This window comes from Haliscomenobacter sp., from assembly GCF_040403615.1.
GTDB lineage: Bacteria > Bacteroidota > Bacteroidia > Chitinophagales > Saprospiraceae > Haliscomenobacter.
This window is the reverse complement of the sequence record NZ_JBBAKG010000042.1, coordinates 3,062-29,194: the sequence shown is the minus strand read 5'-3', so window position 1 is coordinate 29,194 and position 26,133 is coordinate 3,062. Positions and strand designations below refer to the sequence as shown.

Below are 26,133 nucleotides of genomic sequence, written 5' to 3'. Positions count from 1 at the left end.
TCCAAAACTTCCTAAGTTATGCGTCAGCTTAAAATTACGAACAAGATTACGGCCCGCGAAAGTTTGGCCCTGGACAAATACCTGAATGACATCGGCAAAATCCCTATGCTTACCGCCGATGACGAAGCAGAGATGGCGCGCCGTATTCGCCAAGGAGATGATGAAGCGATGGCCAAATTAACCCGGGCCAACTTGCGCTTCGTAGTTTCTGTAGCCAAACAATACCAAAATCAAGGGCTTTCGTTGAGCGATTTAATCAACGAAGGCAACGTAGGTTTGATGAAAGCAGCCAAACGTTTTGATGAAACCAAGGGATTTAAGTTCATCTCTTACGCCGTTTGGTGGATTCGTCAATCCATTTTACAAGCAATTGTGGAGTATTCCCGGATTGTGCGTCTGCCCTTGAATAAAGTGGGTTCTTACAACAAGATTAACGAGGCGTACCTCACGTTTATCCAGGAATTTGAACGCGAACCGAGTAACGAAGAGTTGGCAGAATTGTTGGACATGAACCCCAAAGAAGTGGCCAACATGCTCAAAGGCAACGGTCGACACGTCAGTGTGGATGCGCCAATGAGTGGCGAAGAAGGCGATTCTACCATGCTTGATGTGATTACCGATGCAGACGATCTGGGACCAGATTCCAAACTAATGGAACAATCCCTGAAAGATGAAGTGAAGCAAGGCTTGTCGATCCTCAATATCCGAGAAGTAGAAGTACTTTCTGCTTATTATGGATTGGAAGGACAAAAACCGTTGACACTCGAAGAAATCGGAGAAATGTACGGTTTGACTCGGGAGCGGGTACGTCAGATCAAGGAGCGCGCCATTCGCCGCTTGCGTAAATCGTACAACCGCAACAACTTGAGATCTTATTTAGGCTAATTGGGTGGGTTGTTGCCTACTGCAACAACTCCTATATATTGTATTAGAGGGGACGAGAGGCACCAGTAATAACTGAGCGACATGATCAGGTGTAGAACGACTGAATTTTGTCTTTTGTCCCCATCTCTATTGTCCGGTTTACGGCAAAATTTTTCCTTTCATGAGGTTGATTTACAAGTTATTTTACATTCTCTTCTCCCTATTTTTATTCGTAGGGGTATTTTCTTGTTCTCAATCCCCTGCTCCTTCCTTTCCTGCTGATCCAAGGCACATCACTGTTTTCAATTCTGGTATTCGCTTGTTTTCGAGCCCGGGTTTAGAAGGTCGAGCCATTCGACCCCTCATCCGCGGAGAAATGCTCTATGATTTGCATCAAGTGAGTCATTTTCTTACACCATTGACACTGGAAGGCCGTTCCTATGTCGAACCCTGGTTGAAAGTGCGCACCAAAGCCGGGGAAGTAGGCTGGGTATATGGTGCAGTGTTGTACAATCAAGATGGAGAGGCCGCTCCACAATTGCCTCAAAAGCGCCTTGCCGCCTTGTTTGGCAAATCACTGGAACAAAAAATCAACCGTTACGCGCTGGCTTTTGATGCAGCCAAAACGGATCGTGAACTGGCACAAGCCTACCACGCCTTTCGAGAAATCGTCGATTCTCTGGCCTTGCATACTTCCTTTGCCATTGCCGTTGATCCTACCTATGCCCTTCCCGATTTGTTTTGGATGCCCGTGGTTTTGCCTGGGGTTGTTCCCCAAATGGGCAATAACGGAGATGCGTATTATTTTTTTGCCCATTTTGGGGTGTTTAGAAAAAAAGCACAACAGACCCAAGGGCAGGAAGATGATGCCTTTTTCGATTGGTGCATTCAACAATTCCCACAGGACAGCATCGAATACCTCATTCCAAGATACCGCATCGAAACCGAACCTGGTCAGGGCAGCAGCCTCTTGGGGCGTGGTCTGTATTTTCAAGCGCTCCAACAGTTGGATGCCCTCTATCGTCGAAAAACGCCTTTCAAACTTGAGCTTATTTTGCAAAAAAATCGTTGTGTTGATGACATTACGGTATCCAAGCCCTCATTTTGGGAACAGCGGTCAAAGATTATTGATGAATTGGCACAAATCTGCCGTTCAAATTTGGTGATCTTGACTAAAGCGGATAAAATTGCACTCGAAACCCGACTGCTCCAATTGGAAGATCCAGAAAAATATGGGTTGAGGGTTAATGTGCAGACAGGACGAACTGAATAGGTTTTGCGTTGCGCCCCATTTTACCTTGGCAGAATGAGGTGTAATCCAATACCCAAAACTTAAAGAAACAATGGGCATTCTCGCAATTTCAGCAATAATGGTAGCCGGAGCAGGTTTTTACTTGTTTTCCCAAAGCTTCCCCAATTTTAAGCCAGGAGATAAAAAAATCCAGGCCGACCTCAAGGCCATTCGGCAGGATGTGCTGAATTCTATGCCCGATTTGTCCCCATTGCGCATGGAAGACCTGGAGTCGCTTTCTTCCAAAGAGATCGATACCACGATCAAAAAACGCGTGACCAAAGATCACCGTGGGGTTTTTGTCACCATTTTTGAAGAGCCTGCGGTAGCCTATTACTACCGCAAGTATTTGTCCAGCAAGCGGGATTCCCTGCTTTTTGCCAAATCTTACAACCACGAATACCTGTTTTGGATCAAAGGCAACGAGGCGACCCTGGTGATTGATCAGCAACCTGTAGGTGTATACATGGACAAAACGGGTGAACTGATCGGCTCGCGCAGCCAAAAAACGATTGGAAAACTGGATAAATCCAAGCTCCAAAAGATGGAAATGGTCATTCAAGGCCGGGCTGTGGGCAATATCGTGATGCCCAAACCGGGCGCAAAAGACACCCTGAGTCAGCGTTGTTTTGATTTTGTACTCAACGACCTCACCAAAGAAGAAGAAGCCATTTTGATGGCCATCGCCATTTACGAAATGGTAGATCGGAAATTATAGGGGTTGAGAACGCATATGATAGGATGAAAACCAGCCGCAGGGTTACCCACTCACGGCTGGCAACACATTATTTTCAAAGTATGAAAAAGTCTTAATTTGACTTACTAATATACTGGCTCGTTCTGCGCATGACTTCCAAACAAGCCCGCGCGTTGTGGTAAGGGCATTTCCAAAATCCGACTTTGTCTTCCCCTGCCATCACGTTGCCATTGGCATCGATGCCCCAAAACCATTCGCCTTTCTCGTGGTCCTTGATTTGGTGCTTGATGTAAGTCCAACACGATAATGATTTTTTGAAAAAATCCTCATCTTGAGTGATTTCCCAGGCATTTAAAAATCCAACCATCGCTTCGGCCTCCACCCACCAGTGTTTTTCGGGCAAATGGGCTTCGTACATCAGGGCACCCAATTGAGCATCAAAGCCTTCACTTGCAGCATGCGCTACCAGTACAGCCATTCTAAGCGCATCCTCTACCCGGTGCTGGGCAATTTCTGCTGCTTCCAAGAGTAGCCAGGCCGTTTCAATGTCGTGGCCATACGATACTTCTGAGGGAGAAGGTTTCCATTGCGCATCAAAAAAACAGATCAGGTGATGGTTCAATGGATCGATGATGCGGTCTAAAAAAAGATCGATCAGGTTGTTCAATTGTTGGTGCAAACTTGGATTCGGCCAGATGCGGTAAAAATTGGCATAAGCTTCCAAAATGTGCAGATGGGTATTCATGGTTTTGGGGTCATTGCGGTCGCGTGGACTAAGGCGCATGTCTTCCAATGCAGAACCATCCCGGTCTCGTGCTTCCCAATAGCCATTGTTTATTTGATCAAAGCTGTATTGTTCAATCCATCCAAAAACCAATCCGGCTTGTGCAAGCACCACAACTTGTTCATACTCGTTTGCTACTATCCGATGGTATTCAGCAAGTGCGTACAACACAAATGCCTGACCATACACTTGTTTGCGGGTATTCGCCTCGCCCCCATCAGGACTGATCGACCAATAGTATCCATTGTATTTTTCATCATAAAATAGCTCCGTTAGGGTTTCATAAGCGCGTTTCGCTGCTTTCAGATACTCAGGTTGCTGCGTTTTGGCATATGCCGCTGAAAATGCCCACAAAATACGGGCATTGAGCACCAGGCCTTTGGCGGCATTGGAGTCCACCTGGCCTTGGTTGTCCATTTTACCGATGAAACCACCGTGCTGAAAATCCATGGTTTTGGTTCTCCAAAAGGTCATGATTTCTTCCAACTCCAATTGCAGTTCATCGTGGTAGGATTGCAATAAAGCTCGATCGATGGCCATTACAATGCTTTGTTTTTGCGAATGATTTCTTTCAAAGTTTCCACCGAAGTTGCTGAACGGAAACCGTCTTGGGGCGTATTGATGCAATAATCCACCAATCGCTCTACGGATGAAGTGGCCACGTGCAAGCGGGTATCCGAAGAGGCATAGTACATCAACACCGTACCGTCATCATCCAGAATCCAGCCATTGGAAAAAGCTACGTTGGATACATCCCCTATCCTTTCCTCGCCTTCTGGGGCCAGAAAATAACCAGCAGGCTGATGGATAATTTTGGTCAAGTCCTGCAAATCGGTCATAAACATGTACAGCACATACCGCAAGCCAGCGGCCGTATTGCGCACCCCGTGGGCCAGGTGCAACCAGCCTTGTGGCGTCTTGATTGGCGCAGGGCCCTGGCCGTTTTTCACTTCATAAACCGTATGGTATTGCCTTTCGTGTACGATGGTTTCGGTGGCCACCACAGGATTGGTCATGCTTTCGGCCAAGCCAAAACCAATGCCGCCGCCGGTTCCAGCACTGATGAACCCATCTTGAGGGCGGGTATAAAATGCATATTTGCCATCCACAAATTCAGGATGCAATACCACGTTGCGTTGCTGTGGTGAAGGCGTTTTCAAATCAGGAAGCCTTTCCCAGTTGATCAGGTCTTTGGTGCGGGCCATACCCGCCTGTGCTACAGCGGAAGACGTATCCGAAGCGGGTGCGCTTGGATCTTTGCGTTCAGAGCAAAACAGGCCATATATCCAGCCATCTTCATGGGCTACCAGGCGCAGATCGTACACGTTGGTATCGGGATCTTCGGTTTCTGGCATGGTGATCGGGTAGTCCCAAAACTGGAATTGGTCAATGCCATTGGGGCTTTCAGCAATGGCAAAAAACGATTTGCGGTCAATGCCTTCTACCCGTGCCGCTACCAGGTAATTGCCCTGCCACTTGATGGCTCCGGCATTGAAAACGGCGTTGATGCCAAAACGCTCCATCAGAAAAGGATTCGTTTGGGGATTCAAGTCGTAACGCCAAAATAAGGGGGTATGTGCTGCGGTAAGCACCGAGTGTTTGTAGCGCTCAAAAATGCCGTTGCCAAGTCCAATAGGTGCATTCGGCATGCTGATCAGGTTTTGGTGATTGGCTTGCAATTGCGCCAAGCGTTTTTCGAAAGAAGTACTCATTTGGATCGATGTTGAGGTGCATAAAATTTTGAATTCAAATGTAAAAGAAAGCTCGGAAGAGGACACATTTGTGAGGGAGAATTGTCCCGCTAATTGGGATAAAATAGCGATTTCCAGCGGAGCTTGTTTATTTTTACCACACAAAACAAATAAACGTGAAAACCTTGGACTTTTACGAGCATCCCCATCGCCGTTTCAACATCCTTACTGGCGAATGGGTTTTGGTATCTCCACACCGCACCAAACGCCCCTGGCAAGGCAAAGTTGAAAAAGCGGACACCGCCCCAAAACCTGCCTACGATCCTACATGTTACCTTTGCCCTGGCAATGAACGAGCTGGGGGGTTTCAAAATCCGACTTATCCCGACACCTTCGTTTTTACCAATGATTTTGCCGCTCTTTTGGAAGTTTCCTCGGATGCTTCCTTTCAGAATGGTCTGCTTAAAGCCCAGGGGGAGCGGGGAATCTGTAAAGTCGTTTGTTTTTCACCCGATCACAGCCTGACCTTGCCCCAAATGTCCCCGGCAGCCATTGTCAAAGTAATCGAATTGTGGCAAGCACAATTTGTGGAATTGGGCGCCATCGACTTCATCAATCACGTGCAGATTTTTGAAAACAAAGGCGACATCATGGGTTGCAGCAACCCACATCCACACGGACAAATCTGGGCGCAATCCACCGTGCCTCAGGAAATCATGCTCAAAACCATTCAACAGGAAGCTTATTGGGCCAAAAATCAGCGCAGTTTGCTGGGTGATTACCTCGCACAGGAACTAACCGAAAAGTCCAGAATCATCCAGGAAAATGATCATTTTGTAGCATTGGTTCCTTTTTGGGCAATCTGGCCTTACGAGGCCATGATCATCCCGCGCCGACAGATGCAAAACATTACGGAGATGAAGGAGATTGAAAAAGCAGCTTTTGCCCAAATCCTAAAGGCGCTTACCATCCGTTTCGACAACTTGTTTGAGACTTCTTTTCCCTACTCTGCGGGGATTCACCAGGCCCCCACCGATGGGCAAGCACATCCGGAATGGCATTGGCACATGAGTTTTTATCCGCCATTGTTGCGGTCAGCCACCGTGAAGAAATTTATGGTTGGGTACGAATTATTTGCCGAGCCACAACGGGATGTGACCGCAGAATATGCTGCTGAAAAATTGCGGAAGGTGGCACAGGTTCATTATTTGGAGGTATGAATTTTAAACAACAAACCAACCTGCAACCAATATCCAATGCCCAGCAAAAGACCCGCTTGAACATTGAATATTGGTTGTTGATGATTGGGAATTGAATAGACTACTTCTTCACCACCGGGTATTTGATCCCCAACTGCTCCAGGTAGCTGCCATACTTTTTCTCATCGTAATAGAACTTCTCCAACTTCGGACGAAACTCCTCCATGATTTCCGTATTCAGGTAAACTGCTGGTTTGTCACTTGGGTTCACCATCGGAACGTATTGTTGTTTCATGCCCTGTTCCGTGCGGAAATACTCCTTCGCTTTGGTGATCAGCTCGGGCTTGAGCAACAAATCCACCAGGGTCATTGCTTCTACTTTTGCGCCAGCTACCACTCCTTTATGCGCGATCGGAGTTGCCATGGCTACTGCATTTGCCCAATGATGTCCTGGTAAGCCCGGGATGTTGGAAGGGTAACTCAGGGTCACCGTAGGTAATTTCCAGGAAATGTCACCAATGTCATCCGAACCGCCACTGATGGGGTTGCGTACAGGCTGCCCCAGGGTATCCAGTTTGCTCGACATGCCGTTGGTGTCCCGGGGAGATTTCACTTCCTTTTGAATGGCTCGTGCTAAAGTTTGATCTGCCTCCGACCAGCTTGGCAAGCCTACTTTCTTGATGTTTTCGTACATCGTTTCAGCGATCACCTGGTTGAAGTGGCGGGGCCAGGCTGAGCCCAAAATTCTTGAAGACAATTTGGTATCCGTCATCAAGGCCGCACCTTCCGCAATGCGGTTGGCGCGCTTGTACAAATCCATGATTTGCGGATAAGTGATGTGCCGAAAATAAAACCAGATGCTGGCTTTGGAAGGCACCACATTGGGCTGGTCACCACCGTTTTTGATTACGTGGTGTGAGCGTTGCAGCGGGTCGAGGTGCTCTCGGGCGTATTGCCACCCGATGCTCATCAATTCTACAGCATCCAGGGCGCTACGGCCCCGCCAGGGTGCCATGGCGGCGTGAGCAGCTTCGCCTTCAAATTCGTATTCCACCGAAACCAGGCCAGTTCCCGAAGCTTGACCATAAGATACGCTCAGGTTGCTGCCCACATGCGTGAAAATACAGGCGTCGATCTTGTCAAAATAACCATCACGGGTAAAGTAGGCTTTGGTACCCACCAATTCTTCAGCTACCCCGGGCCAGAGTACCAGCGTTCCCTCAATTTTCTCCCGCTCCATGATTTCTTTGACAGTAATGGCCGCAATGATGTTGAGCGGAATGCCCGAATTGTGGCCTTCGCCGTGCCCAGGTGCGCCTTCAACAATTGGGTCATGGTAGGCCACCCCAGGCTTTTGAGACGCTTTGGGGATGCAATCCAGGTCGCTGCCAATGGCGATGACCGGATTTCCTTTGCCCCAACGCGCCATCCAGGCAGTGGGTACGCCAGAGATACCGTTTTCAATGGCAAAGCCATTTTCCCGCAGGACGCTGGTCAAATACTTGGAGGTTTCGATTTCCTGAAAACCCAGCTCAGAAAAGCTAAAGACTTTGTCAACCATCACCTGAGCCAGTTTGGCGCGGCTTTGCACTTTTTCAGCTACCTCCTTTTTGAGGGCTTCAATTTTTTCGGCGGTCAATTTGGACGTTTGGGCCATCAGTCCCACCACCAGGCCAAAGGTGAGGAGCAACGTGTTGAATGTTTTGATCATACTATCCGGTTTTAAATGGTAAAATACAATTTATCTCAAGTCCATATCCCGCAATTTCGGCGCCCGCCACCAGGCCACCAGTACGACCAACAGGGTCATACCGCCTCCAAAAACCACCGAAGGCACCAGTCCCATCAATTTAGCGGCCAAACCTGATTCAAAAGCGCCCAATTCGTTGGAAGAACCTACAAATAGTGAATTCACTGCCGATACGCGACCGCGCATTTCATTGGGGGTATACAATTGCACAATTGTACTTCGAATCACCATGCTGATGTTGTCAAAAAAACCGGTTCCGGCCAGCATAAACATGGAAAACCAAAAATTATTGGAAAGGGCAAATAAGATGGTGCAAACCCCAAAGCCCGCCACGGCTACCAACAACCAACGTCCAGCATTGGCTGTAGGTGGGCGGTATGCCAGGATCCAGGCCATCATAAAAGCTCCAAGCGCAGGCGCAGCCCGCAGTGCACCAAAGCCTTCTGGGCCAACTTCGAGTACCTCTTTGGCAAATGCAGGCAACAGGGCTACCGCACCGCCAAACAAAACGGCAAACATATCCAAGGCCAGACTGCCCAAAATGACCTGATTTTTGAATACAAAATCCAATCCAGTATGCACGCTGGCCAAGAATCCTTCTTTTGGCAAAGTTCGTTCACCAACTGCTTTGGCTACGTGCTTACTGGGAATGAGCAAGATCAGTCCCAGCCCCAGAATGGACAAAACGGAAGTGAATGCGTAGCTGGGCCAGGCGCTCTTGCTGAAAGCACAAAGCAAGCCACCCACCGCCGGGCCACCGATCGAGGAAAGATGCCAACTCATGGTTGTCCAGGTAGCCGCATTGGCATACAATTGGGGAGGTACCAATTGTGAGGCAAAAGCAGTTTGGGCAGGGCTCATAAAGCCTCGGATCAAACCCGTCAAACCAATGATGAAGAATATCGGAGTGGCGCCGTGCCAATCAAAAACTACGCTGTACTGATGGGTCAACACATACAGCGTCATTGCGCAAAGGGCATACAACGACAAACAGGTCAACATGATTTTGCGGCGATCAAAGATATCGGCAATGTAGCCTCCCACCAGGGTGACCACCAAAAAGGGTAAAAACTCGGCCAAACCGATCAATCCCAGTGAAAATGGATCTTTGGTGATCTCATATACTTGCCAGCCTACGGTAGTGCCCAGAATATTGATGCCCAAGGTGATAAATGTACGCGCCAGCAGGTATTTCCGAAAATCTGGAATTTTGAGTACGTCGTATGCGCTGTTTTGTTCGGTTTGCGCCATGAATGTATTACTTGTTCGAGTGTAAAACCAAAGGTAAAAATACTGCGGACAATTGTAACTTGATCGGTAAGTTTGAGCAACAAATTACTCGACATCACCCATTTTTATGCCTACAAAACGCAGCTTGGCAGCACCATTTAACGCAGCCAATTTTTTTTGCGATGGGTAAGCTTCTTTCCAGGGGCTCTGGGGATTTTTGAAAACATAACTTCCATCCACAAAACGCCAGCTCGGTACGGCTTTGAAATTTTTATCCAATCCCAAAATCAGGCGACGCATCAGCACCAGATCCAATGCCGTGATCGACCCTGAGTTGTTGACATCTGCGGCCAGCAGTTGATAGGGATTTTGAAGCGGAGCAATGCCCAAAATGTGCCGCTGCAAGGCGATCAAATCGCGAGTACTGATCCCTTCCACCGCATTCTCGTCCAATGATTCCGGGGTAAGGGTATAGTTTCCGGCATCGAGATTGGTAAAGGTGAAATGCCCATCGTCCTGGGTGAGATTTTGAGCAGTGGTAGTGCCACTTAAAACCAAGCGGACATTTGAAAGGGGTAGCCCCGCACGGGCAGCAACCACTCCATTGATCATGCTGCGGGTAAAACCCAGGGTAAAGCCAGCAATAACCGGGTCGTGATCCGAGCAGCGAAACTCATCTCCAATGGGGTCATCGGCTGTTCCTGGCAGCAGATCTGCGGCAGGGTATTCAAAGCGACTCAGTGATTCAACGGAGTTGATGTTCCATTTTGCACCGCCTAAAAACTGTTTTACCATGCTTGGAGAGGCAAAAATGTGGTCTAAATCGCCCAGAAAGCCATTAAAGTCTTTGCTTTGCCCGGCAGGAACCAGGTTTACAAATCCAGCAGTTTCCATGAGGCGGATGGGGTCTTCCTGCTCGTAAGCATTGAAATCTCCGAGCATTACGATGTCAGGATCGTTGGAATTGGTGGGATCACCCAGTGCCCAGGTAAGGATTTCCTGCAAGCCATCCACGCGCACTTGATTGAAGGCTGCCTGACCATCTAGTATGTCGGCATTTAGGCCCGTGCCGTCACCCAATTTTGAACGCAGGTGATTGACTACAAGGGTGAATTTTTCCCCGCGTTGATCCACGAATGTTTGTGCCAAAGGCAGGCGGTTTTGCAGAAAAATACCGGAGTTGGATTTCAAAAATACCGGATTGCCAACAGGTGAAACCTTGGCTTTTTTGTAAATAATGGCCACGATAATCTGATCGGCACCGAATTTTGTTCCTGTGCTTACAAATGCATAAGTCCCGGCGCCATTGGCTACATTCAGCGAATCTACCAATTCCTGCATGCCACTTAGAGGGCTAAAAATCTCATTTTCAATTTCTTCCAACCCAAGCACATCAGCGTCTAACTTACTGATGGCCTTGACTATTTTGCGCAATTGCAAGCGAAAAGCAGGTAGATTCAAGGCACCTCTACTGGTCGGAAAGCCTCCACCAGCGCCATCGCCGTTGAAGAAATTGAGTACGTTGAATGTGGCCACTTTCAACTCTCCTGCAAGTTTTGGAGGGGCTGGACGTGGATTCTCGTTGGTAAAAACAACCGGAGCGACAGGACGAATGCGGAAACCATTATTGCTGTAATCAATGATTCCATTCAAGTCAGTAACCGAGTTGCCCATGCGCAACATATTGCCTGCATTGGCTTGCAGGTGGTACACCGGGGTATGGTATAATCCGTTGAATTTATCATCAAGAAGGATGCGCTCTGCATATTTCTGGGTCTGATAAGCGGTAAATTCAGCAGTATTGGGTGCATTAAATTCAGTATATTGGTATTGAATGCCCGTGGAGGACAACACGAGATCGCCCGTTTCGCCTAAACCGTGATTGTTCACAATGGTCAGTTTTTGGGGAAAAATGACCCGCATGTTTTCAAGGGTTTCCAAGGTAGTGGCCGAATCCAAAGGTAAGGTAATTGCAACTGGAGGAGGCAAATCCAATTTGGTGGTGCATACTTTTACATCCCGGATTTTGGATAAAATCGTTGCGCCAAAAAACTCATCTACCTGAGCCCTGATTCTGACGCGATCACCAACTGCTACTTTTGAACCAAAAGTATTGGCAAATACAAAAAGTCCTTCCGAACTGCGTTCATCTTCATCGTAGTCGACTTCTTCTTCCTGCAAAAAATAGCCCAGCAAGCTGCCAATTTCAGCATCCTTAAAATCACCCGTTGCGATCGCTTCAACATCCACAATTTGACCAATCAACAGAGAGCTTGCGCCCAGTCCTTGAATAGCTGAAATTCTGGTAGCGGGGGTATTGCAGATAGTGGTGCTGATGACGGTAAAGAAAGTAGAATAATCCGTACTCAGGTTATCCGGAGGATCATTGGCATCCTGGTCTTGCACTTGTTTGGCCAGAATTTGTACGGTAATGACTTCTCCGGCAATGAAGCTGGTTTTGGGGTCAAGGGTATAGGTGTTTCCAGCATTTGAAATGCTGATGCGTGCATTGGAAAGAGTGTACGAACCACTACTAGAACCTATGATTTGTATCCAATCTCCATTCAAAATTACTGGTTCACTAAATTCTATGACGATATTGGCATTTATGGCAATCCCGGATGCTGCTTTGGATGGTAGTACGCTCAAAATTTGCGGTTCCAAGTCGGTTTGTCCACATATTACGGCATGTTTGCCCAATCCATCAAAAGCATTAACGGCAAAAACTTCCCATTCAGCAGCAGGATCAAAAGCATTGCTGCCATCTGTATCTCCTTTACAGATGTCTTTGCGGCGGCGTAGGGTACGATCATTGGTTGAAACATCTTTATTACTCCATCCAATGCCTGGATCGACTCCAATTTGGCCGATGATATCTACAATTTGGCCAGTAGCGCCTCCCTTGCGCAATACAATTGCATCGTTTCCATCAAAATTCATCAATCCATTGGAACCAATGTCCATGACATTAATAATGGCGCGATCGGCGTCGGTGCGGCCAATTACGAAGACTTTGCCCGTGGGTAAGGATCCAAATAAAGCCAGTGATGAAGTAGGTGAAGTCGATCCATTCAGGTAAACTTGCAATACGTAGGCATTCAAATTGAGAGTACTACCTGTGCCATTGAATATTTCGAGCGCTTTGTTGGTGGTGGAACCTTCAATGTATTCTGAAATGAACAATTCGGAAGGTTGGGCGGAAGAATGGATCTGGATGAAATTGAAAAAAATCAAAAATAAACCCAGGTTTTGTACTATTATTTTAGCGAGTCGATTCATGGGAATAATGTTTGTACAAATGTAAATTTTCTTTGAACGCTTTAGCTGATTTCCCAATGCAGAAGTTCTTTCGTTTAACAAAATTAATACTGAGCTTATGTTGGCAAGTAGCTGTTTTTTCGAAAACCAATTCATTATTAAATTTTTTTCAGCAAAAGCTAGATAAATTTGCCGCTAATTCCTACATTTGCACCTCGTTCGTAAAATTTGAAAGACCATGCCAAAAATGAAAACTCATTCCAGCGCCAAGAAGCGTTTCAAGGTGACTGGATCAGGCAAGGTGAAGCGTTTTCAAGCCAACACTTCGCACTTAATGCGCAATAAGAGCAAGCGCTCAAAGTTGGCCCACCGCGATTCCGCCCTTGTATGTGACGCAGAAGAAAAGCGCGTATTGCGCATGCTCTGCAAAGCTTAATCTCGGATTTTTTCCGCGATCTTTTTTAACGAGAATACAGGAATAAGCATCACCCAGCGCGTGATCTCTGTATTGTACTAAAAAAAATTAATATGCCTCGTTCCGTAAATGCGGTAGCCTCCAGGGCTCGCCGCAAGAAAGTGTTGAAAGGTGCGCGCGGTTTCTTTGGTGCTCGCTCCAAAGTGTTGACCGTAGCCAAAAACGCCTTAGATAAGGCAATGGGTTATGCCTACACCCACCGCAAAGCCAAAAAACGTGCTTATCGCCGTCTATGGATTGCTCGTATCAATGCAGGTGCCCGTCAGTATGGCGTGTCCTATTCTCGCTTGATGCACCATTTGGCCAATAATGATGTACAGTTGAACCGTAAAGTTTTGGCGGATTTGGCACTCAACCATGCCGATACCTTCAAGACCATCGTGGAGTCTGTACGTTAACATAACCCTTGACAATTGTCTTGGGAGCATTCCAACGCGGCAACAATTGGTAATCAATTGTTGCCGCGTTTTGTTTTTATGAAAAAAAAGCTCATTTTTATACTTGATCTAGACAAACTGAACGTTTAGTGTGTTTTGAAATGTTTAAACCCTCATCACATGGCCAACATTGAAGCGATCCGCGACTTGCTCCGCACCAACTCCATCAGCAAGTTTTTGAGTGCAAATGCACGCAACCAATACGTGCTTGAATTTCGCGATATGTTGAAAGAGCTAGGGTTTTCACCCGAATTAAACAGCAATCCAAATGCCTCTACTGATTATTTTGGAGAAGAAGTTGTAAAAGCAGTGGTGAGTTTTGCCCGACGCAATCGGCTCGATTCTACCGGAAGGGCAATTACTCCTTTTTTGGGGGCGACCATGGTTGATCGCCATGATGGCTTATCGGGTATAAAAATATTGGAAAACATCATTGCCAGCAATCAGTATTCTCAGATCAACATCCAGAATCCCAACGACCGCAATAACCAGGAGCTAAAATCTTTATTGGATACCTTGAGCATAACTGGAATTTCTACCCAAGAAGCACTGCGCAATTTTGCTATGCGCAAGGGCTTAAGCGCGGATGGGTATCAACTCACCGAAACCCTGGCCAAAGCCATTCTGGCCGACCTTTACCAACTGTACGGGGATGGCTTGCGCAAAATCACCAATAATCCCCCTACAACAGGCAACAACTCCTGGCCAAACAACAATGGAAACAATCCTGGAAATAACAACAATGGAAATAATGGCTATACCAACCCACCTCCATATACCCCTCCAATTGGCACCAATCCGGGAAATAACACCAACCCTGCTTTAGGCAATGGCCTACAAATTAATGATTTAGGAGGTACCATCGTTGTTTCTGACGGCACCCGTCAAATTCAATTCCGCAAGCACCAGCCGGTTGGTGTATCGACTCCAGGATTCAATGGTTTGGTCAATTTTGTGGAACAAAACAAAGAGCGCCTGGTGGAACTGGATTTGACCTATTCTGCGCTCCAAGTCATGGAATCCATTGCCAAAAACGAAGGCAAAATGGACGCCATCAATACCTACGACAAAGGCATCTTGAGTATCGGCACTTACCAGTGGACCTTGGGCAGAGACGACAAAGCGGGCGAATTGGCTGCTTTGTTGAAGAAATTTCGGGATCAGTTTTCGGATACTTACCGCAAACATTTTGGCAACATTGGTTTGGATGTAAGTAAAGACACCAATACGACTTATGGGTTTCTTACGCTGAATGGGTTTACGGTGAATTCCCCTCAGGCCAAGGAGCAATTCCGGGATCCAGCCTGGGGATTCCGCTTTTGGAGAGCATTGCAAGAACCTGATTTTCAAGCCGTACAAATTGAACACGCCCTGGATCGCTTGAAAAATTTTTACTGGAAACCCAGTTACGCGGTATTTGGGAATCCACTTAATACGGTAATTACTTCGGCTTATGGTGTAGCCCTTTTGTTGGACAACCACGTAAACCGTCCAGCCTGGATTAAGCCCTGTGTGGAATTGGCCATGCAACAAACGGGTCTTTCTAATCCAAGTATGTATACAGATCAAAACGAGAAGGATTTGATCCAGGCATATCTAAATGTACGCCAGGGCTATACAGATGGAAGCATTCTGCCCATGAGTAAATCAAGAGAACGGGCCGCTGCCATTTATGCCGATGTACAGGCAGGAAAGTTATCCGAAGCAAGAGGATCATTTCAATTGTCCAACCGCTCTGTAGTAGCATATGATTCCAGAAGAATAGCTGATAAGTCGGTTTTGCCGCCAGTATTTTATGAGCCTGCGGAATTTCCAGATATGGAGAATGAGAGGGAATAAGACACAAGGATTTGTATGACAGCGGCGTATTGTAGAATATGTTGATGAATTTAAATCATCTGGACAAGAAAAAAGCTTTGAATGCTTCCAATTCCAGCAATTCTTGTTCCACAAAACGGGTGAACAATTTTTGTCCAACTTGTTGCTGCAACGCAGATATGCCTACGTCAATCAAGCGGATTCCGGTTTGAGTCAGAAAAATATTGTCAAAAGTTAGACCTGGCATATCGGAAGGCCGGCGCAAATCTCGATGAACAAAACCTTCACGGTGCAACTGATGCAATTCATCCTCAAAAACATCCAAAAACAATTCTCTTCTTTCGTATTCAAACGCCCGAAAATCAAAGGGATACAAACGTTCCATCACCAACATTTCGGAATTTTCGGCAAATTCTTCCAGGCGAATGAATTTTACCACCAGATCATTGATTCGATTGGCAAATTTCATTTTATCAGCCTCTGATCCGATGTCAGACCGGGTGTCCTCCCGAAAGAGTTTGCCCGCTTCGGTTTCAGAAATGGCGATCACCGTATTGTTGGCGCCAGAAGATAAAGTGCGTGGATAACGTTTTTTCATTACAATAGAATCAAAAAGTATCCGCTGGCTCAGGACTGAGTTCCAAGCCAGCGGAATGATAGTTCTACGCTTCGTTCAAATCAATCGGTAGTTTGCGAAAACGCTTGCCCGTTGCCGCAAATATGGCATTGGCCAAGGCAGGTGCTACAGGAGGAAGTCCGGGTTCCCCTACTCCACCTGGTTTTTCGCCACTGTCTACAATGTGGATTTCCATCTTTGGCGCTTCGTTGATGCGCATGATGGGGTAGTTGTGGTAATTGCTTTGCTCGGCCATGCCATTGACAAAGGTGATGCCAGGCTTTACCGCAGCAGTAAGTCCCATTACGATGTTGCCTTCGGTTTGCGCCTTGACGTTGTCAGGATTGACATACCAACCACAATCGATCACCGAAACCACTTTTTCTATCTTGACGCCGCCACTGGCTTGTTTGGACACCGTTACACAACAGGCACTGATGCTGTCAAAGCTCTTGAAAATGGCCACACCCTTGCCTTGTCCAGCAGGGAGTTTTTCTTTCCAATTGGCTTTTTCAGACAATACTTCCAGCACTTTTTTGAAGCGGTCGTCTTTCAATATGTCCATCCGTGCCGCAATGGGATCCACTCCTGCTGCAATGGCCAATTCATCCATGAAGCACTCCTGGCCAAAGGCAAAGTTGGAAGCATAAACCGAGCGCCACCAAACAATCGGAATGTCGGTTTTAACATTCGTCCAGCTCAGTTTCCAGGTAGGAATGTCGTATTTGTGGTTTTCGGCGCTCAATTCGCCTGTAACCCAATCGTCTACTTCGTGGTCTTGAAGAAATTTGAAGACTTGTCCTTTGATGGATTCTCCGATGGCATGGTGGTGGAAAGCCGCGATTTTCTTACCATTCACGGCTCCTTTCATTGCGCTCAACATACCTGGGCGATAGGGGCCTTGGGTGATGTCGTCTTCGCGCGTCCAGATCAGCTTGACCGGCTTTTTCAGTTCTTTGGACAAAAAGCATGCTTCGAGTACAAAATCGAGGTAAGCTTTGCGACCAAAAGCGCCGCCCAACAGCGTCACATTGATTTTGACCTTTTCTGGCTTTACTTTCAAGTAATCGGCCACACTTCCCAAAGCTTGATCGGGGCCTTGCACCGGAGCCCATACATCTACCTCGCCATTGTCTTTCACGTGCACCAAAGCATTTTCTGGTTCAAGCGGAGCATGTGCCAAAAAGGGTGTTTCGTAAATGGCTTCGATTGTCTTGCCGGAATGTGCCAATGCCTGATCGATGTCGCCTTTTTCTTCAAAATTGATGCCTTCTGCTTTGGCGGCTTCGTAGCTTCTGGCGTAATAATCTGCGGTAGTCATTTTGTCCAGACCAGCACTGTCCCAGGTCACATTGAGGGCTTTTTTGCCTTTCAGGGCAGCCCACCAATTGGTGGCAATTACCGCTACCGCTTCAGAGGTACGGTGGGGCATTGCCCGTTCAGCTTTCATCACTTTGATTACTCCTGGAATTTTCAGGGCAGCACTGTCATCAATTGCAAGAACCTTGCTGTGAATGGCTGGAGCATGGAGCATGGCGGCATAAACCATGCCTGGCAATTCTACATCGAGACCAAACACAGCTTTACCGGTTACGCGCGCAGGCACATCGAGGCGAGGCTTGTTTTTGCCAATGATTTTGAAATCTTTAGGATCTTTGAGCTTTGGATTAGCAGGCACAGGAAGTTTGGCGGCTTCATCGGCCAATTCGCCATAAGAAAAACTCTTGTCAGAATTGCGCTGCAAAATGCGGCCATCCTGGGCATAACAATTGGCTACCGGCACCCCCCAACGTTTGGCGGCGGTTTCGGTAAGCATTTCACGAGCGGCTGCACCCGCTTTGCGGAGAGGCTCCCAAAGTTCGCGTACGCTACTGCTGCCACCAGAAAGCTGGCTGCCGTATTTGGATTTGCCATCGGACTGGATGAGTTTGACTTTTTCCAAACTTACTTCCAGTTCTTCTGCCAGCAAGGAAGGTACGGCCTGGGTAGAACCCTGCCCCATATCCGGGCGGGGATTGACCAGGGTAATGTTGCCCAGGTTATCGATGATGATAAACGGGTTGATTTCGAGTTGAATGGCCTCTGCGCTGAGTTTGACCAGCGAGGCATTTTTGGCGAAACTTGAGACCCCGAGCATCAAGCCCAAACCGGACAAGCTGCTTAGCCTCAAAAATTCGCGACGACTATTGGAATTGGGTGTCATGTTAAATCGAATTGAGGGTGAGGAATTAATTGCCGCTTACTTTTCCTGCTTTGGGCATGGCATTGCTGCTTGTTTTGGACAGATCAGCTGCGCGGTGAATGGCTTTGCGGATGCGGTCGTAGGTTCCACAGCGGCAAAGATTGCCGCTCATGGCCGTATCGATGTCCTGATCAGTAGGGTTTGGGGTGGTTTTGAGCAGCGCTACTGCCGACATGATCTGGCCAGACTGGCAGTATCCGCATTGCGGAACTTGCTCCTCTACCCAGGCTTGTTGTACCGCGTGTAGTTGGTTGCCATCGGAGATGCCTTCGATGGTGGTGATTTTGGCGCTTTTGGCCACTGAAGAGACAGGAGTTTGGCAGGAACGAATGGGTTGGCCATTGAGGTGAACAGTACAAGCGCCGCAAAGTGCCATACCACAACCAAATTTGGTGCCTTTCAGCCCAGCAAAATCGCGGATGACCCACAGCAAGGGCATATCCGGTTCTACATCAACTGTCACTTTTTTTCCATTGACATTTAGGTTAAACACAGCCATATGTGATGAATTTTAGGACTTTTCTAGATATATTCCTTGGAAAAACATCTTAAAGATACAAATTTCTACTGGCAAAAATCAGCAAAACAATTTAACTTGCGTTAAAAGTAAATGTCTATACACACCCTTTCCGCTGAAGAATTTGCGTCTTATTTACTTTAAATATTACGCCTGCAAGTGTCGTTTCCTAAAATCCTTGGGGTTTTCTCCGGCAATTTTTTTGAAGGTCTTATTGAAATGAGACAGGTTTTCAAACCCGCTTTCATAGCAGGATTCTGATACATTGTATTGCTGTAGCAATAGTCTTTTAGCCTGATTGATGCGGTATTGGTTCAAAAAGACGGTGAAGGTCATACCCGTCATGCGTTTGAAATAGCGGCAAAAAGCGGCATGAGACAGATTAGACAATGCCACAATTTCCTCCATGCGGATTTGCTCGCGGTAATGCACCTCAACAAAATGGTAGATCTTTTGCAAGCGTTGTTGTTCTGCAAATGAATGTTCGAGTTGAACAGGCGATGCGCCTAAGGCTTGTGCTTCAGAACTGGTGGCCAAAGTCTGAAAAATATCCAATAACTCCATCAGTTGCTGAAAATGGTGGAGCTCATTTAAGCGCTTGAGTCGACGGCCAATGTTGACTTTGGTTTCTCCAAAAAAAGATACCCCTTCCCTACCCCGCTCAAACAATTCACGCACTTGACTCAATTCTGGCGCGTTGAAAAACCCTTCTCCCAAAAAATTTTCTTTGAGTTGTACCACTACTTTTTGGTGCTCTGTCTGTACACCGTAATCAAAATTCAAATGAGGGACATTGGGGCCAATAAAAACCAGGTCACTGCCCTCGTAACGCGAGAGGTGATTGCCGATGTGCCGGGTTCCATTGGCACCGTCTATGTATACCAATTCGTATTCAGGATGGTAATGCCATAGAAAGGTATTCTGCAACCGTGGAGTCAGCAAAATTCGGAAAGAGCTATCGGAATCTGGCCGAATGTCTTCGAATTTGATCTTCATTGGATTTTTTGTTTAAAAATAGCTTTTTATGGCCATTTTATGCAAAATGAAGTCAATGGAAGTGGAGATCCTTGGAATAACTTACCCTTTTGCTGCCAGCAAAAACAGCACCGCCATCCTTATAGCAACACCATTTTCAACTTGTTGCAAAATGATGGAGTGATCTGAATCGGCCACATCGCTGGTGATTTCCACGCCCCGATTGATGGGGCCAGGGTGCATAATCACAATTTTTTTATCCAAGGAATCCAGCAATTGGCGATTGATGCCGAAGTATTGGGAATACTCCCGCAAGGTTGGGAAATACTTGATGTTTTGGCGTTCCAATTGGATGCGTAAAATGTTGGCCACGTCGCACCATTGCAGGGTTTCGCGCACATTGTAGCTGACGCCTACACCTAATTTGTGGATGAATTTGGGCATCAAGGTTGGTGGCCCACATACGCGTACTTTGGCGCCGAGTTTTTGTAGACAAAAGATGTTGCTCAACGCTACCCTTGAATGGAGGATGTCTCCAAAAATAGCTACGTTTTTACCTTCCAGATCGCCGAGTTGCTCTTGCATAGAAAAGGCATCCAACAAGGCCTGGGTAGGGTGTTCATGGGTGCCATCGCCAGCGTTGATGATATTGGCATCGATGTGCTGCGCCAAAAATTGACAGGCTCCAGGAGCGGGATGGCGCATCACCACCATGTCCACTTTCATGGACAAAATGTTGTTGACGGTATCCAGGAGGGTTTCTCCTTTTTTGACGGAAGAAGAAGATGCGGAAAAGTTGATGGTATCTGCCGAAAGGCGTTTTTCAGCCAATTCAAACGAGACCCTGGTGCGGGTAGAATCTTCAAAAAATAGGTTGGCAATGGTAATGTCGCGCAAAGAAGGCACTTTTTTGATGGGACGATTGATGACTTCTTTAAAATTGACCGCCGTATGAAAAATGAGTTTGATGTCCTCGGTGCTGAGGTCTTTGATTCCAAGAAGGTGTTTGCTACTCAGTTGTTGGTTCGCACTTGCCATTGTCCCGTTTTATTGTGCCTCTTTTTTGTCAGAAAATAAAATCACGCGGTCTTCACCGTGGGTATGCGCCCATTCCACTTTGACGTAAGCCTCGTCCACTGCATCTACTTTGATGCCCGTAAAAGTGGAGCGAATGGGCAATTCCCGGTTGAAACGACGATCTACCAGAGTCAGCAACTCTACTTTATCAGGTCTCCCGTAATGATTAAGGGCAGTCAAAGCGGCCTGCACAGTACGTCCAGTGTACAATACATCATCTACCAGAATGACCTTTTTCCCTTCCACCAAAAAATCAATGTCGGTTACGCTGGCATGAATGGAAGCCCCCACCCGACGGAAATCGTCGCGATAAAAGGTAATGTCCAGTTTGCCATAATCGATATGGGGAATATTGAGGTCTTCGATGAGGTGGCGGTAAATGCGTTCCGACAAGGGAACCCCGCGGGGCTGAATGCCAATGATACAGGTTCCAGTAAAATCATCGAACTCTTCTACCAATTGATGGCAGAGCCGATCAATGGTCAAGGCAAATCGCTCGGAGCCGATGATGATGCGTTGCTTTTCCATATGGTAAGGTGTAGGAAGAATGGCTGTTCAGCCATTCTTCCTACCAATTAATCGTTCGAACGTCCGAACAAACGGAGCAAATACAAGAACAAATTAATAAAGTCCAGATACAGCGTCAATGCGCCCATGATGGCTTCCTTATGGTCTTCTTCAGTACCTTCGTTGCCGATGATGTTCATTTCCTTGATCTTCTGGGTATCGTATGCAGTAAGTCCTACAAAAATGAGGATGCCTGCATAAGTGATGATCCAGTACATCATTGGACTGCGCAAAAAGATATTCACCGCTGAAGCAATCACCAGACCAATCAGGGCCATAAAGAGCAAACTTCCCGCTTTGGTGAGGTCATTTTTGGTAAAATAGCCATAGGCGCTCATGGCCGCAAAAGTACCTGCAGTGATCAGGAAAGTGCCCGTGATGGAAGTAGCGGTATACACCAGGAAAATAAAAGACAGCGTGAGGCCATTCAGCATGGCGTACAGCAAAAACACCATGGTAGCCGTAGCTGCCGACATGCGACGTACTGCTGCAGATAGGTACCCTACCATGATCAATTCACCGATGATCAGTCCGAAAAAGACGAAACGGTTTCCAAAAATAAATTGGAGCAAGGCAGGAGAACTGGCCACCAAAAAAGCTACTCCTCCCGTAATGGCCAAGGCAAAAGCCATCCAACCGAACACCTTGGTAATAAACCTGGCCTGTTCTGCTTCAATATCTGCTTGTCTTTGATTTCCTACAAAAGAACGTTCATTCATTTTAATTGGGTTTTGTTAGAAAGTTAAACAAATGAATCCGATAGTATAAACAAGATTAAGGATAGTTTTTGTTCCGTGCAAGTTTTAAAGTTTTGAACCCAAAACTTATAGACTAGGGCTTGTACCCATCCTTCAATCCCACGGTCAAATTAAACACGGGTTTGCCCGAAACTGTTTCCTGATCGGCACAGAAATAACCCATGCGCAAAAACTGGAAGCTATCGCCAGCTTTGGCCTCGGCCAGACTGGGCTCCAATTTGGCATTGGCAATTACCTTCAGCGAATCAGGATTGATGAATTCCAGGTAATCGCGGTCTTCGTGATTGGTGGGTTCTGGATCTGTAAACAGTTTATCGTACATGCGCACTTCAGCTTCAATGGCCTGTGCAGCCGATACCCAATGCAATACGCCCTTGGCCTTGAGGCCAGAAGTATCTGAACCTGAGCGGCTTTCAGGGAAATAGGTGCAGTGCAATTCCGTAATTTGGCCAGTTGCAGGGTCTTTTTGTACCGCATCGCACTGAATGATGTAAGCCCCTTTCAGGCGCACCATTGCTCCGGGAGCGAGGCGGAAAAACTTCTTGGGGGCATCCTCCATAAAGTCTTCCTGCTCGATGTAGATTTCGCGAGAGAAAGGAATCATCCGGTTTCCAGCATTGGGATCTTCCGGGTTGTTTTCGAGTTCCATTTGCTCTACTTGCCCTTCGGGATAGTTGGTGATCACTACTTTCAAAGGATCGAGTACCGCCATGGCGCGCGTTGCAGTTTGGTTCAGGATTTCGCGGATCGAGAATTCCAGTAAGCCGTATTCTATGGTATTGTCACGCTTGGCCACTCCTGCGCGTTCGCAGAAGTTGATGATGCCTAGAGCTGGATAACCGCGGCGGCGCATTCCTGAGATGGTGGGCATGCGGGGGTCGTCCCATCCGGTGACATGGCCTTCGGTGACCAACTTGAGTAATTTGCGCTTGCTGGTGATCAGGTAGGCCACATTCATGCGGGCAAACTCGATTTGGCGACTCGGAAAAATTTCCAGTTGCTCAATAAACCACTCGTACAAAGGGCGGTGGTGAATGAACTCCAGCGAACACAAGGAATGCGTAATGCCTTCGATGGAATCGCTTTGCCCATGCGCAAAATCGTACATTGGGTAAATGCACCATTGATCTCCCGTACGGTGGTGGTGAGCATGTTTGATGCGGTAAATGATAGGATCCCGCATGTGCATGTTCGGCGAGCTCAAGTCTCCTTTTACCCGCAACACTTTGGCGCCATCCGGGAAAGCGCCGTTTTTCATCTGCTCAAACAAGTCCAAGTTTTCTTCGACGCTGCGATCTCTGTATGGACTTGCTTGCCCCGGCACGATTGGATTGCCTTTCAGTGCTTCAATTTCTTCCTTGGTAGAGTCGTCTACGTAGGCCAGCCCTTTCTGGATCAGCGCAACCGCAAAAGTATACAGCTGCGGAAAATAGTCAGAAGCATAGCACTCGTTGTCCCATTCGGCACCCAACCAACGCACGTCGGCGCGAATGCTGTCGACGTATTCTACGTCTTCTGTAACCGGGTTGGTATCGTCAAAACGCAGGTTGAATTTGCCTTTAAACCGTTGGGCGATGCCGAAATTGACCGTGATGGCCTTGGCGTGGCCGATATGCAGATAGCCGTTGGGCTCGGGTGGGAAACGGGTGTGAATCCGTCCTCCGTGCTTGCCGTTGGCGATGTCTTCTTCAATGATTTGCTCAATAAAATTGAGTGATCGTTCTTCTTTTTCGTGCAATTGATTCTCGGCACTCATTATTTATAGTTGAAAAGTTGAAGGGTTGAATGTTTCGGCTCGGGTTACATCCTTTCTGTTTACATTCTTTCTGGTGTTTCGATGCCCAATAAGTCAAGACCAGTTCGCAAGGCATTGCGCACGGCCATCGACAATTGGATGCGGAAGGCTTTGGCAGCTTCGGTTTCGGCCTGCAAAATGCGGTAATCGTGCCAAAAACGGTGAAACGCCTTGGCCAATTCATAGCAATACATGGCAACCATCGAGGGGTCGTAGCCCTCTGCTGCTTGGACGATGATCTCCGGAAACGAGTACAATTGGGCAATGATGTCCTTTTCTGCTGTTTCCAGGGTCTGGTAATCTTTGGCTGCGCTAAGGTCTGGATTTCCAGCTTTGTTGAGCATGGAACTACAGCGCACGAAAGCGTTTTGCACGTATGGCCCGGTCTGCCCCTGCAAGTCAACCGATTCTTTGGGGTCAAAAATCATGCGCTTCTTGGGATGCACTTTGACAATGAAAAACTTCAGGGCAGCCACTCCAATTTTGCGGATGACCTCCTGTTGCGCTTCGGGTGTCAAATCGGCCAGTGAGCCGCGTTCTTTGCTGTTTTCCCAGGCTTCATTTACTACTTCATCGATCAGGTCGTCGGCGTCTACAACGGTTCCTTCGCGCGATTTCATTTTGCCGGTCGGCAAATCCACCATGCCGTAAGAAAGGTGGTACAATCCCGCAGCGTAAGGCTCTCCCAGGCGCTTCATGATTTCAAAAAGCACCTGAAAGTGGTAGTTCTGCTCGTCGGCTACGACGTAAATCATTTTTTCAGCACCAAAATCCTGGTAGCGCACTTGTGCGGTACCAATGTCCTGGGTGATGTATACCGAGGTGCCATCTTTACGCAGCACCAATTTCTTGTCGAGTTTGACATCTTCCAGATCAATCCAGACCGAGCCATCTTCCAGGCGATAAAACACACCTGAATCCAAGCCTTGATCTACCGTTTCGCGACCCAGCAGGTAAGTGTTGGATTCGTAGTACAACTTGTCGAAACTGACGCCGAGTTTGTCAAAAGTAGAATCAAATCCGGCGTACACCCAGCCGTTCATTTTCTTCCAAAGCTCGATGGTGGCGGGATCGTTGGCTTCCCAGGCCAGCAGCATGGTGCGGGCTTCTTTGCCCAGGTCACTGTACAAGTTGAAATACTGGTCTTTGTAGGCTTTGAAAAATTCTTCGGGCGTTTGGCCTTCTTTTTTCTTCTCTTCAAGCAGGGCTATTCCCGCTTCACTTTGCTGCCAGGCTTTGTATTCTTCCTGGAATTTCTTCTCAAAAAGCACGTAGTAAGCGCCTACAAAATGGTCGCTTTTGGTTTGGGTGGATTCTGGCGTTGCACCTTCTCCAAATTTAAGCCAGGCCAGCATGCTCTTGCAGATGGCAATGCCCCGGTCGTTGATGATCTGAACCCGCACTACCTCGTATCCCGCTGCTGCATAAATTTTACTGACCGACCAGCCCAACAGGATGTTGCGGATGTGGCCAAGGTGCAGGGGTTTATTGGTATTGGGCGAGCAGTATTCCACCATGACCTTGCGGCCATTGGCAGGTTGGGTGCCGTATTGAGGATTGTCGTAAATGTCTTGTAGAAAATCGTGCCAGTACTGATCGTCTACCACCAGGTTCAAAAAGCCCTTGATGACATTGTAAGCCTTGATGTATTGAACGTGTTCGACGACAAAGGCGCCGAGCTCGTTGCCGATGGCTTCCGGATTCTTCTTGACGTATTTGGTAAAAGGAAAAACAACCAGGGTATAATCGCCTTCAAATTCTTTGCGCGTGGTACTCAATGGAACGTCTTCGGCGTTGATTTCCAGGTTGTACAACTTCAAGGCGCCCTGAATGACTCCCTGTTGAATGATACTGACAATATTCATTTGTCCGGGTATGTTGAAATGTATGTTGAAACGTAAATTGAAATCTGGGTGGCAAAAGTAAGAAAAAAATCTTCGGGGGGATCGTCGGGGTAGCGCATTTCTTCAAGATGGTGTTATTTGTTGGGGCGATCCGTTGGGGCGATCCTACGTGATCGCCCTTCGCCCACTTCGTGGGCTCTTTGGTCGACCACGTAGGGGGTCGACCACGTAGGGTCGACCACGTAGGG

21 protein-coding genes are annotated in these 26,133 nt (G+C 47.4%); 7 read left to right on the top strand and 14 right to left on the bottom strand.

Features of this window, described 5'->3' with window-relative positions; all coding sequences use genetic code 11:
- The first annotated feature begins 18 nt into the window (after window positions 1–18).
- The 3 genes from ABW391_RS14985 to ABW391_RS14975 all read left to right on the top strand — a co-directional run bounded on the left by ABW391_RS14985 (window position 19) and on the right by ABW391_RS14975 (window position 2,873).
- A complete protein-coding gene (locus ABW391_RS14985; RefSeq protein WP_353482700.1) occupies window positions 19–885 on the top strand; it encodes a sigma-70 family RNA polymerase sigma factor in 867 nt (288 codons plus the stop codon).
- 160 nt (window positions 886–1,045) lie between these two features.
- The gene (locus ABW391_RS14980) at window positions 1,046–2,137 is read left to right on the top strand and encodes a hypothetical protein (RefSeq protein WP_353482699.1); all 1,092 of its coding nucleotides are present in this window, start codon (window positions 1,046–1,048) and stop codon (window positions 2,135–2,137) included.
- Window positions 2,138–2,207: 70 nt separating this feature from the next.
- The gene (locus ABW391_RS14975; RefSeq protein ID WP_353482698.1) at window positions 2,208–2,873 is read left to right on the top strand and encodes a hypothetical protein; all 666 of its coding nucleotides are present in this window, start codon (window positions 2,208–2,210) and stop codon (window positions 2,871–2,873) included.
- 91 nt (window positions 2,874–2,964) lie between these two features.
- On the opposite strand, the gene ABW391_RS14970 is transcribed toward ABW391_RS14975, so the two are convergent.
- The gene (locus ABW391_RS14970; RefSeq protein ID WP_353482697.1) at window positions 2,965–4,176 is read right to left on the bottom strand and encodes an AGE family epimerase/isomerase; all 1,212 of its coding nucleotides are present in this window, start codon (window positions 4,174–4,176) and stop codon (window positions 2,965–2,967) included.
- Window positions 4,176–5,348, bottom strand: coding sequence for a glycoside hydrolase family 130 protein (locus ABW391_RS14965; protein WP_353482696.1), 1,173 nt, complete (start codon window positions 5,346–5,348; stop codon window positions 4,176–4,178). Before ABW391_RS14965 ends, ABW391_RS14970 begins: the two co-directional genes overlap by 1 nt.
- Before the next feature lie 155 nt (window positions 5,349–5,503).
- Between ABW391_RS14965 and ABW391_RS14960 the strand changes: the two genes are divergently transcribed.
- Complete coding sequence (locus tag ABW391_RS14960; RefSeq protein WP_353482695.1) at window positions 5,504–6,547, top strand: UDP-glucose--hexose-1-phosphate uridylyltransferase; 1,044 nt, start codon at window positions 5,504–5,506, stop codon at window positions 6,545–6,547.
- A 100-nt stretch (window positions 6,548–6,647) separates the two neighbouring features.
- Here the strand turns inward: ABW391_RS14960 and ABW391_RS14955 are convergent, their stop codons facing one another.
- The 3 genes from ABW391_RS14955 to ABW391_RS14945 all read right to left on the bottom strand — a co-directional run bounded on the left by ABW391_RS14955 (window position 6,648) and on the right by ABW391_RS14945 (window position 12,785).
- Window positions 6,648–8,237, bottom strand: a complete 1,590-nt coding sequence (locus ABW391_RS14955; protein WP_353482694.1) for an amidohydrolase — start codon at window positions 8,235–8,237, stop codon at window positions 6,648–6,650.
- Between the two features lie 30 nt (window positions 8,238–8,267).
- Window positions 8,268–9,527 (bottom strand): MFS transporter, encoded by a 1,260-nt coding sequence (locus tag ABW391_RS14950; RefSeq protein WP_353482693.1) that lies wholly within the window; start codon window positions 9,525–9,527, stop codon window positions 8,268–8,270.
- 84 nt (window positions 9,528–9,611) lie between these two features.
- On the bottom strand, window positions 9,612–12,785 hold the full coding sequence (locus tag ABW391_RS14945; protein ID WP_353482692.1) for an ExeM/NucH family extracellular endonuclease: 3,174 nt from the start codon (window positions 12,783–12,785) through the stop codon (window positions 9,612–9,614).
- A 217-nt stretch (window positions 12,786–13,002) separates the two neighbouring features.
- Here ABW391_RS14945 and rpmI point away from each other — a divergent pair, with 217 nt between their 5' ends.
- The 3 genes from rpmI (at window position 13,003) to ABW391_RS14930 (ending at window position 15,515) form a co-directional block, all read left to right on the top strand.
- Entirely contained in the window at window positions 13,003–13,200 is a 198-nt protein-coding gene (gene rpmI / locus ABW391_RS14940; protein WP_353482691.1) for a 50S ribosomal protein L35, read from the top strand.
- 92 nt (window positions 13,201–13,292) lie between these two features.
- Window positions 13,293–13,637, top strand: coding sequence for a 50S ribosomal protein L20 (gene rplT, locus ABW391_RS14935; protein WP_353482690.1), 345 nt, complete (start codon window positions 13,293–13,295; stop codon window positions 13,635–13,637).
- A 159-nt stretch (window positions 13,638–13,796) separates the two neighbouring features.
- Window positions 13,797–15,515, top strand: a complete 1,719-nt coding sequence (locus tag ABW391_RS14930) for a peptidoglycan-binding domain-containing protein (RefSeq protein WP_353482689.1) — start codon at window positions 13,797–13,799, stop codon at window positions 15,513–15,515.
- A gap of 55 nt (window positions 15,516–15,570) precedes the next feature.
- On the opposite strand, the gene ABW391_RS14925 is transcribed toward ABW391_RS14930, so the two are convergent.
- From ABW391_RS14925 to argS, 9 genes are all read right to left on the bottom strand, one after another.
- Window positions 15,571–16,092, bottom strand: coding sequence for a hypothetical protein (locus ABW391_RS14925; protein WP_353482688.1), 522 nt, complete (start codon window positions 16,090–16,092; stop codon window positions 15,571–15,573).
- Window positions 16,093–16,156: 64 nt separating this feature from the next.
- Window positions 16,157–18,313, bottom strand: a complete 2,157-nt coding sequence (locus ABW391_RS14920) for a xanthine dehydrogenase family protein molybdopterin-binding subunit (RefSeq protein WP_353482687.1) — start codon at window positions 18,311–18,313, stop codon at window positions 16,157–16,159.
- 25 nt (window positions 18,314–18,338) lie between these two features.
- Entirely contained in the window at window positions 18,339–18,851 is a 513-nt protein-coding gene (locus ABW391_RS14915) for a (2Fe-2S)-binding protein (RefSeq protein ID WP_353482686.1), read from the bottom strand.
- Window positions 18,852–19,016: 165 nt separating this feature from the next.
- A complete protein-coding gene (locus tag ABW391_RS14910; RefSeq protein WP_353482685.1) occupies window positions 19,017–19,865 on the bottom strand; it encodes a helix-turn-helix domain-containing protein in 849 nt (282 codons plus the stop codon).
- 81 nt (window positions 19,866–19,946) lie between these two features.
- Complete coding sequence (locus ABW391_RS14905) at window positions 19,947–20,882, bottom strand: aspartate carbamoyltransferase catalytic subunit (RefSeq protein WP_353482684.1); 936 nt, start codon at window positions 20,880–20,882, stop codon at window positions 19,947–19,949.
- Window positions 20,883–20,891: 9 nt separating this feature from the next.
- Complete coding sequence (gene pyrR, locus ABW391_RS14900; RefSeq protein ID WP_353482683.1) at window positions 20,892–21,449, bottom strand: bifunctional pyr operon transcriptional regulator/uracil phosphoribosyltransferase PyrR; 558 nt, start codon at window positions 21,447–21,449, stop codon at window positions 20,892–20,894.
- A 47-nt stretch (window positions 21,450–21,496) separates the two neighbouring features.
- Window positions 21,497–22,207: a Bax inhibitor-1/YccA family protein gene (locus ABW391_RS14895; protein ID WP_353482682.1), complete on the bottom strand. Its 711-nt coding sequence runs from the start codon at window positions 22,205–22,207 to the stop codon at window positions 21,497–21,499.
- 112 nt (window positions 22,208–22,319) lie between these two features.
- Window positions 22,320–24,002 (bottom strand): glutamine--tRNA ligase/YqeY domain fusion protein, encoded by a 1,683-nt coding sequence (locus tag ABW391_RS14890; protein WP_353482681.1) that lies wholly within the window; start codon window positions 24,000–24,002, stop codon window positions 22,320–22,322.
- A gap of 59 nt (window positions 24,003–24,061) precedes the next feature.
- Entirely contained in the window at window positions 24,062–25,906 is a 1,845-nt protein-coding gene (argS, locus tag ABW391_RS14885; protein ID WP_353482680.1) for an arginine--tRNA ligase, read from the bottom strand.
- Between the last annotated feature and the right edge of the window lie 227 nt (window positions 25,907–26,133).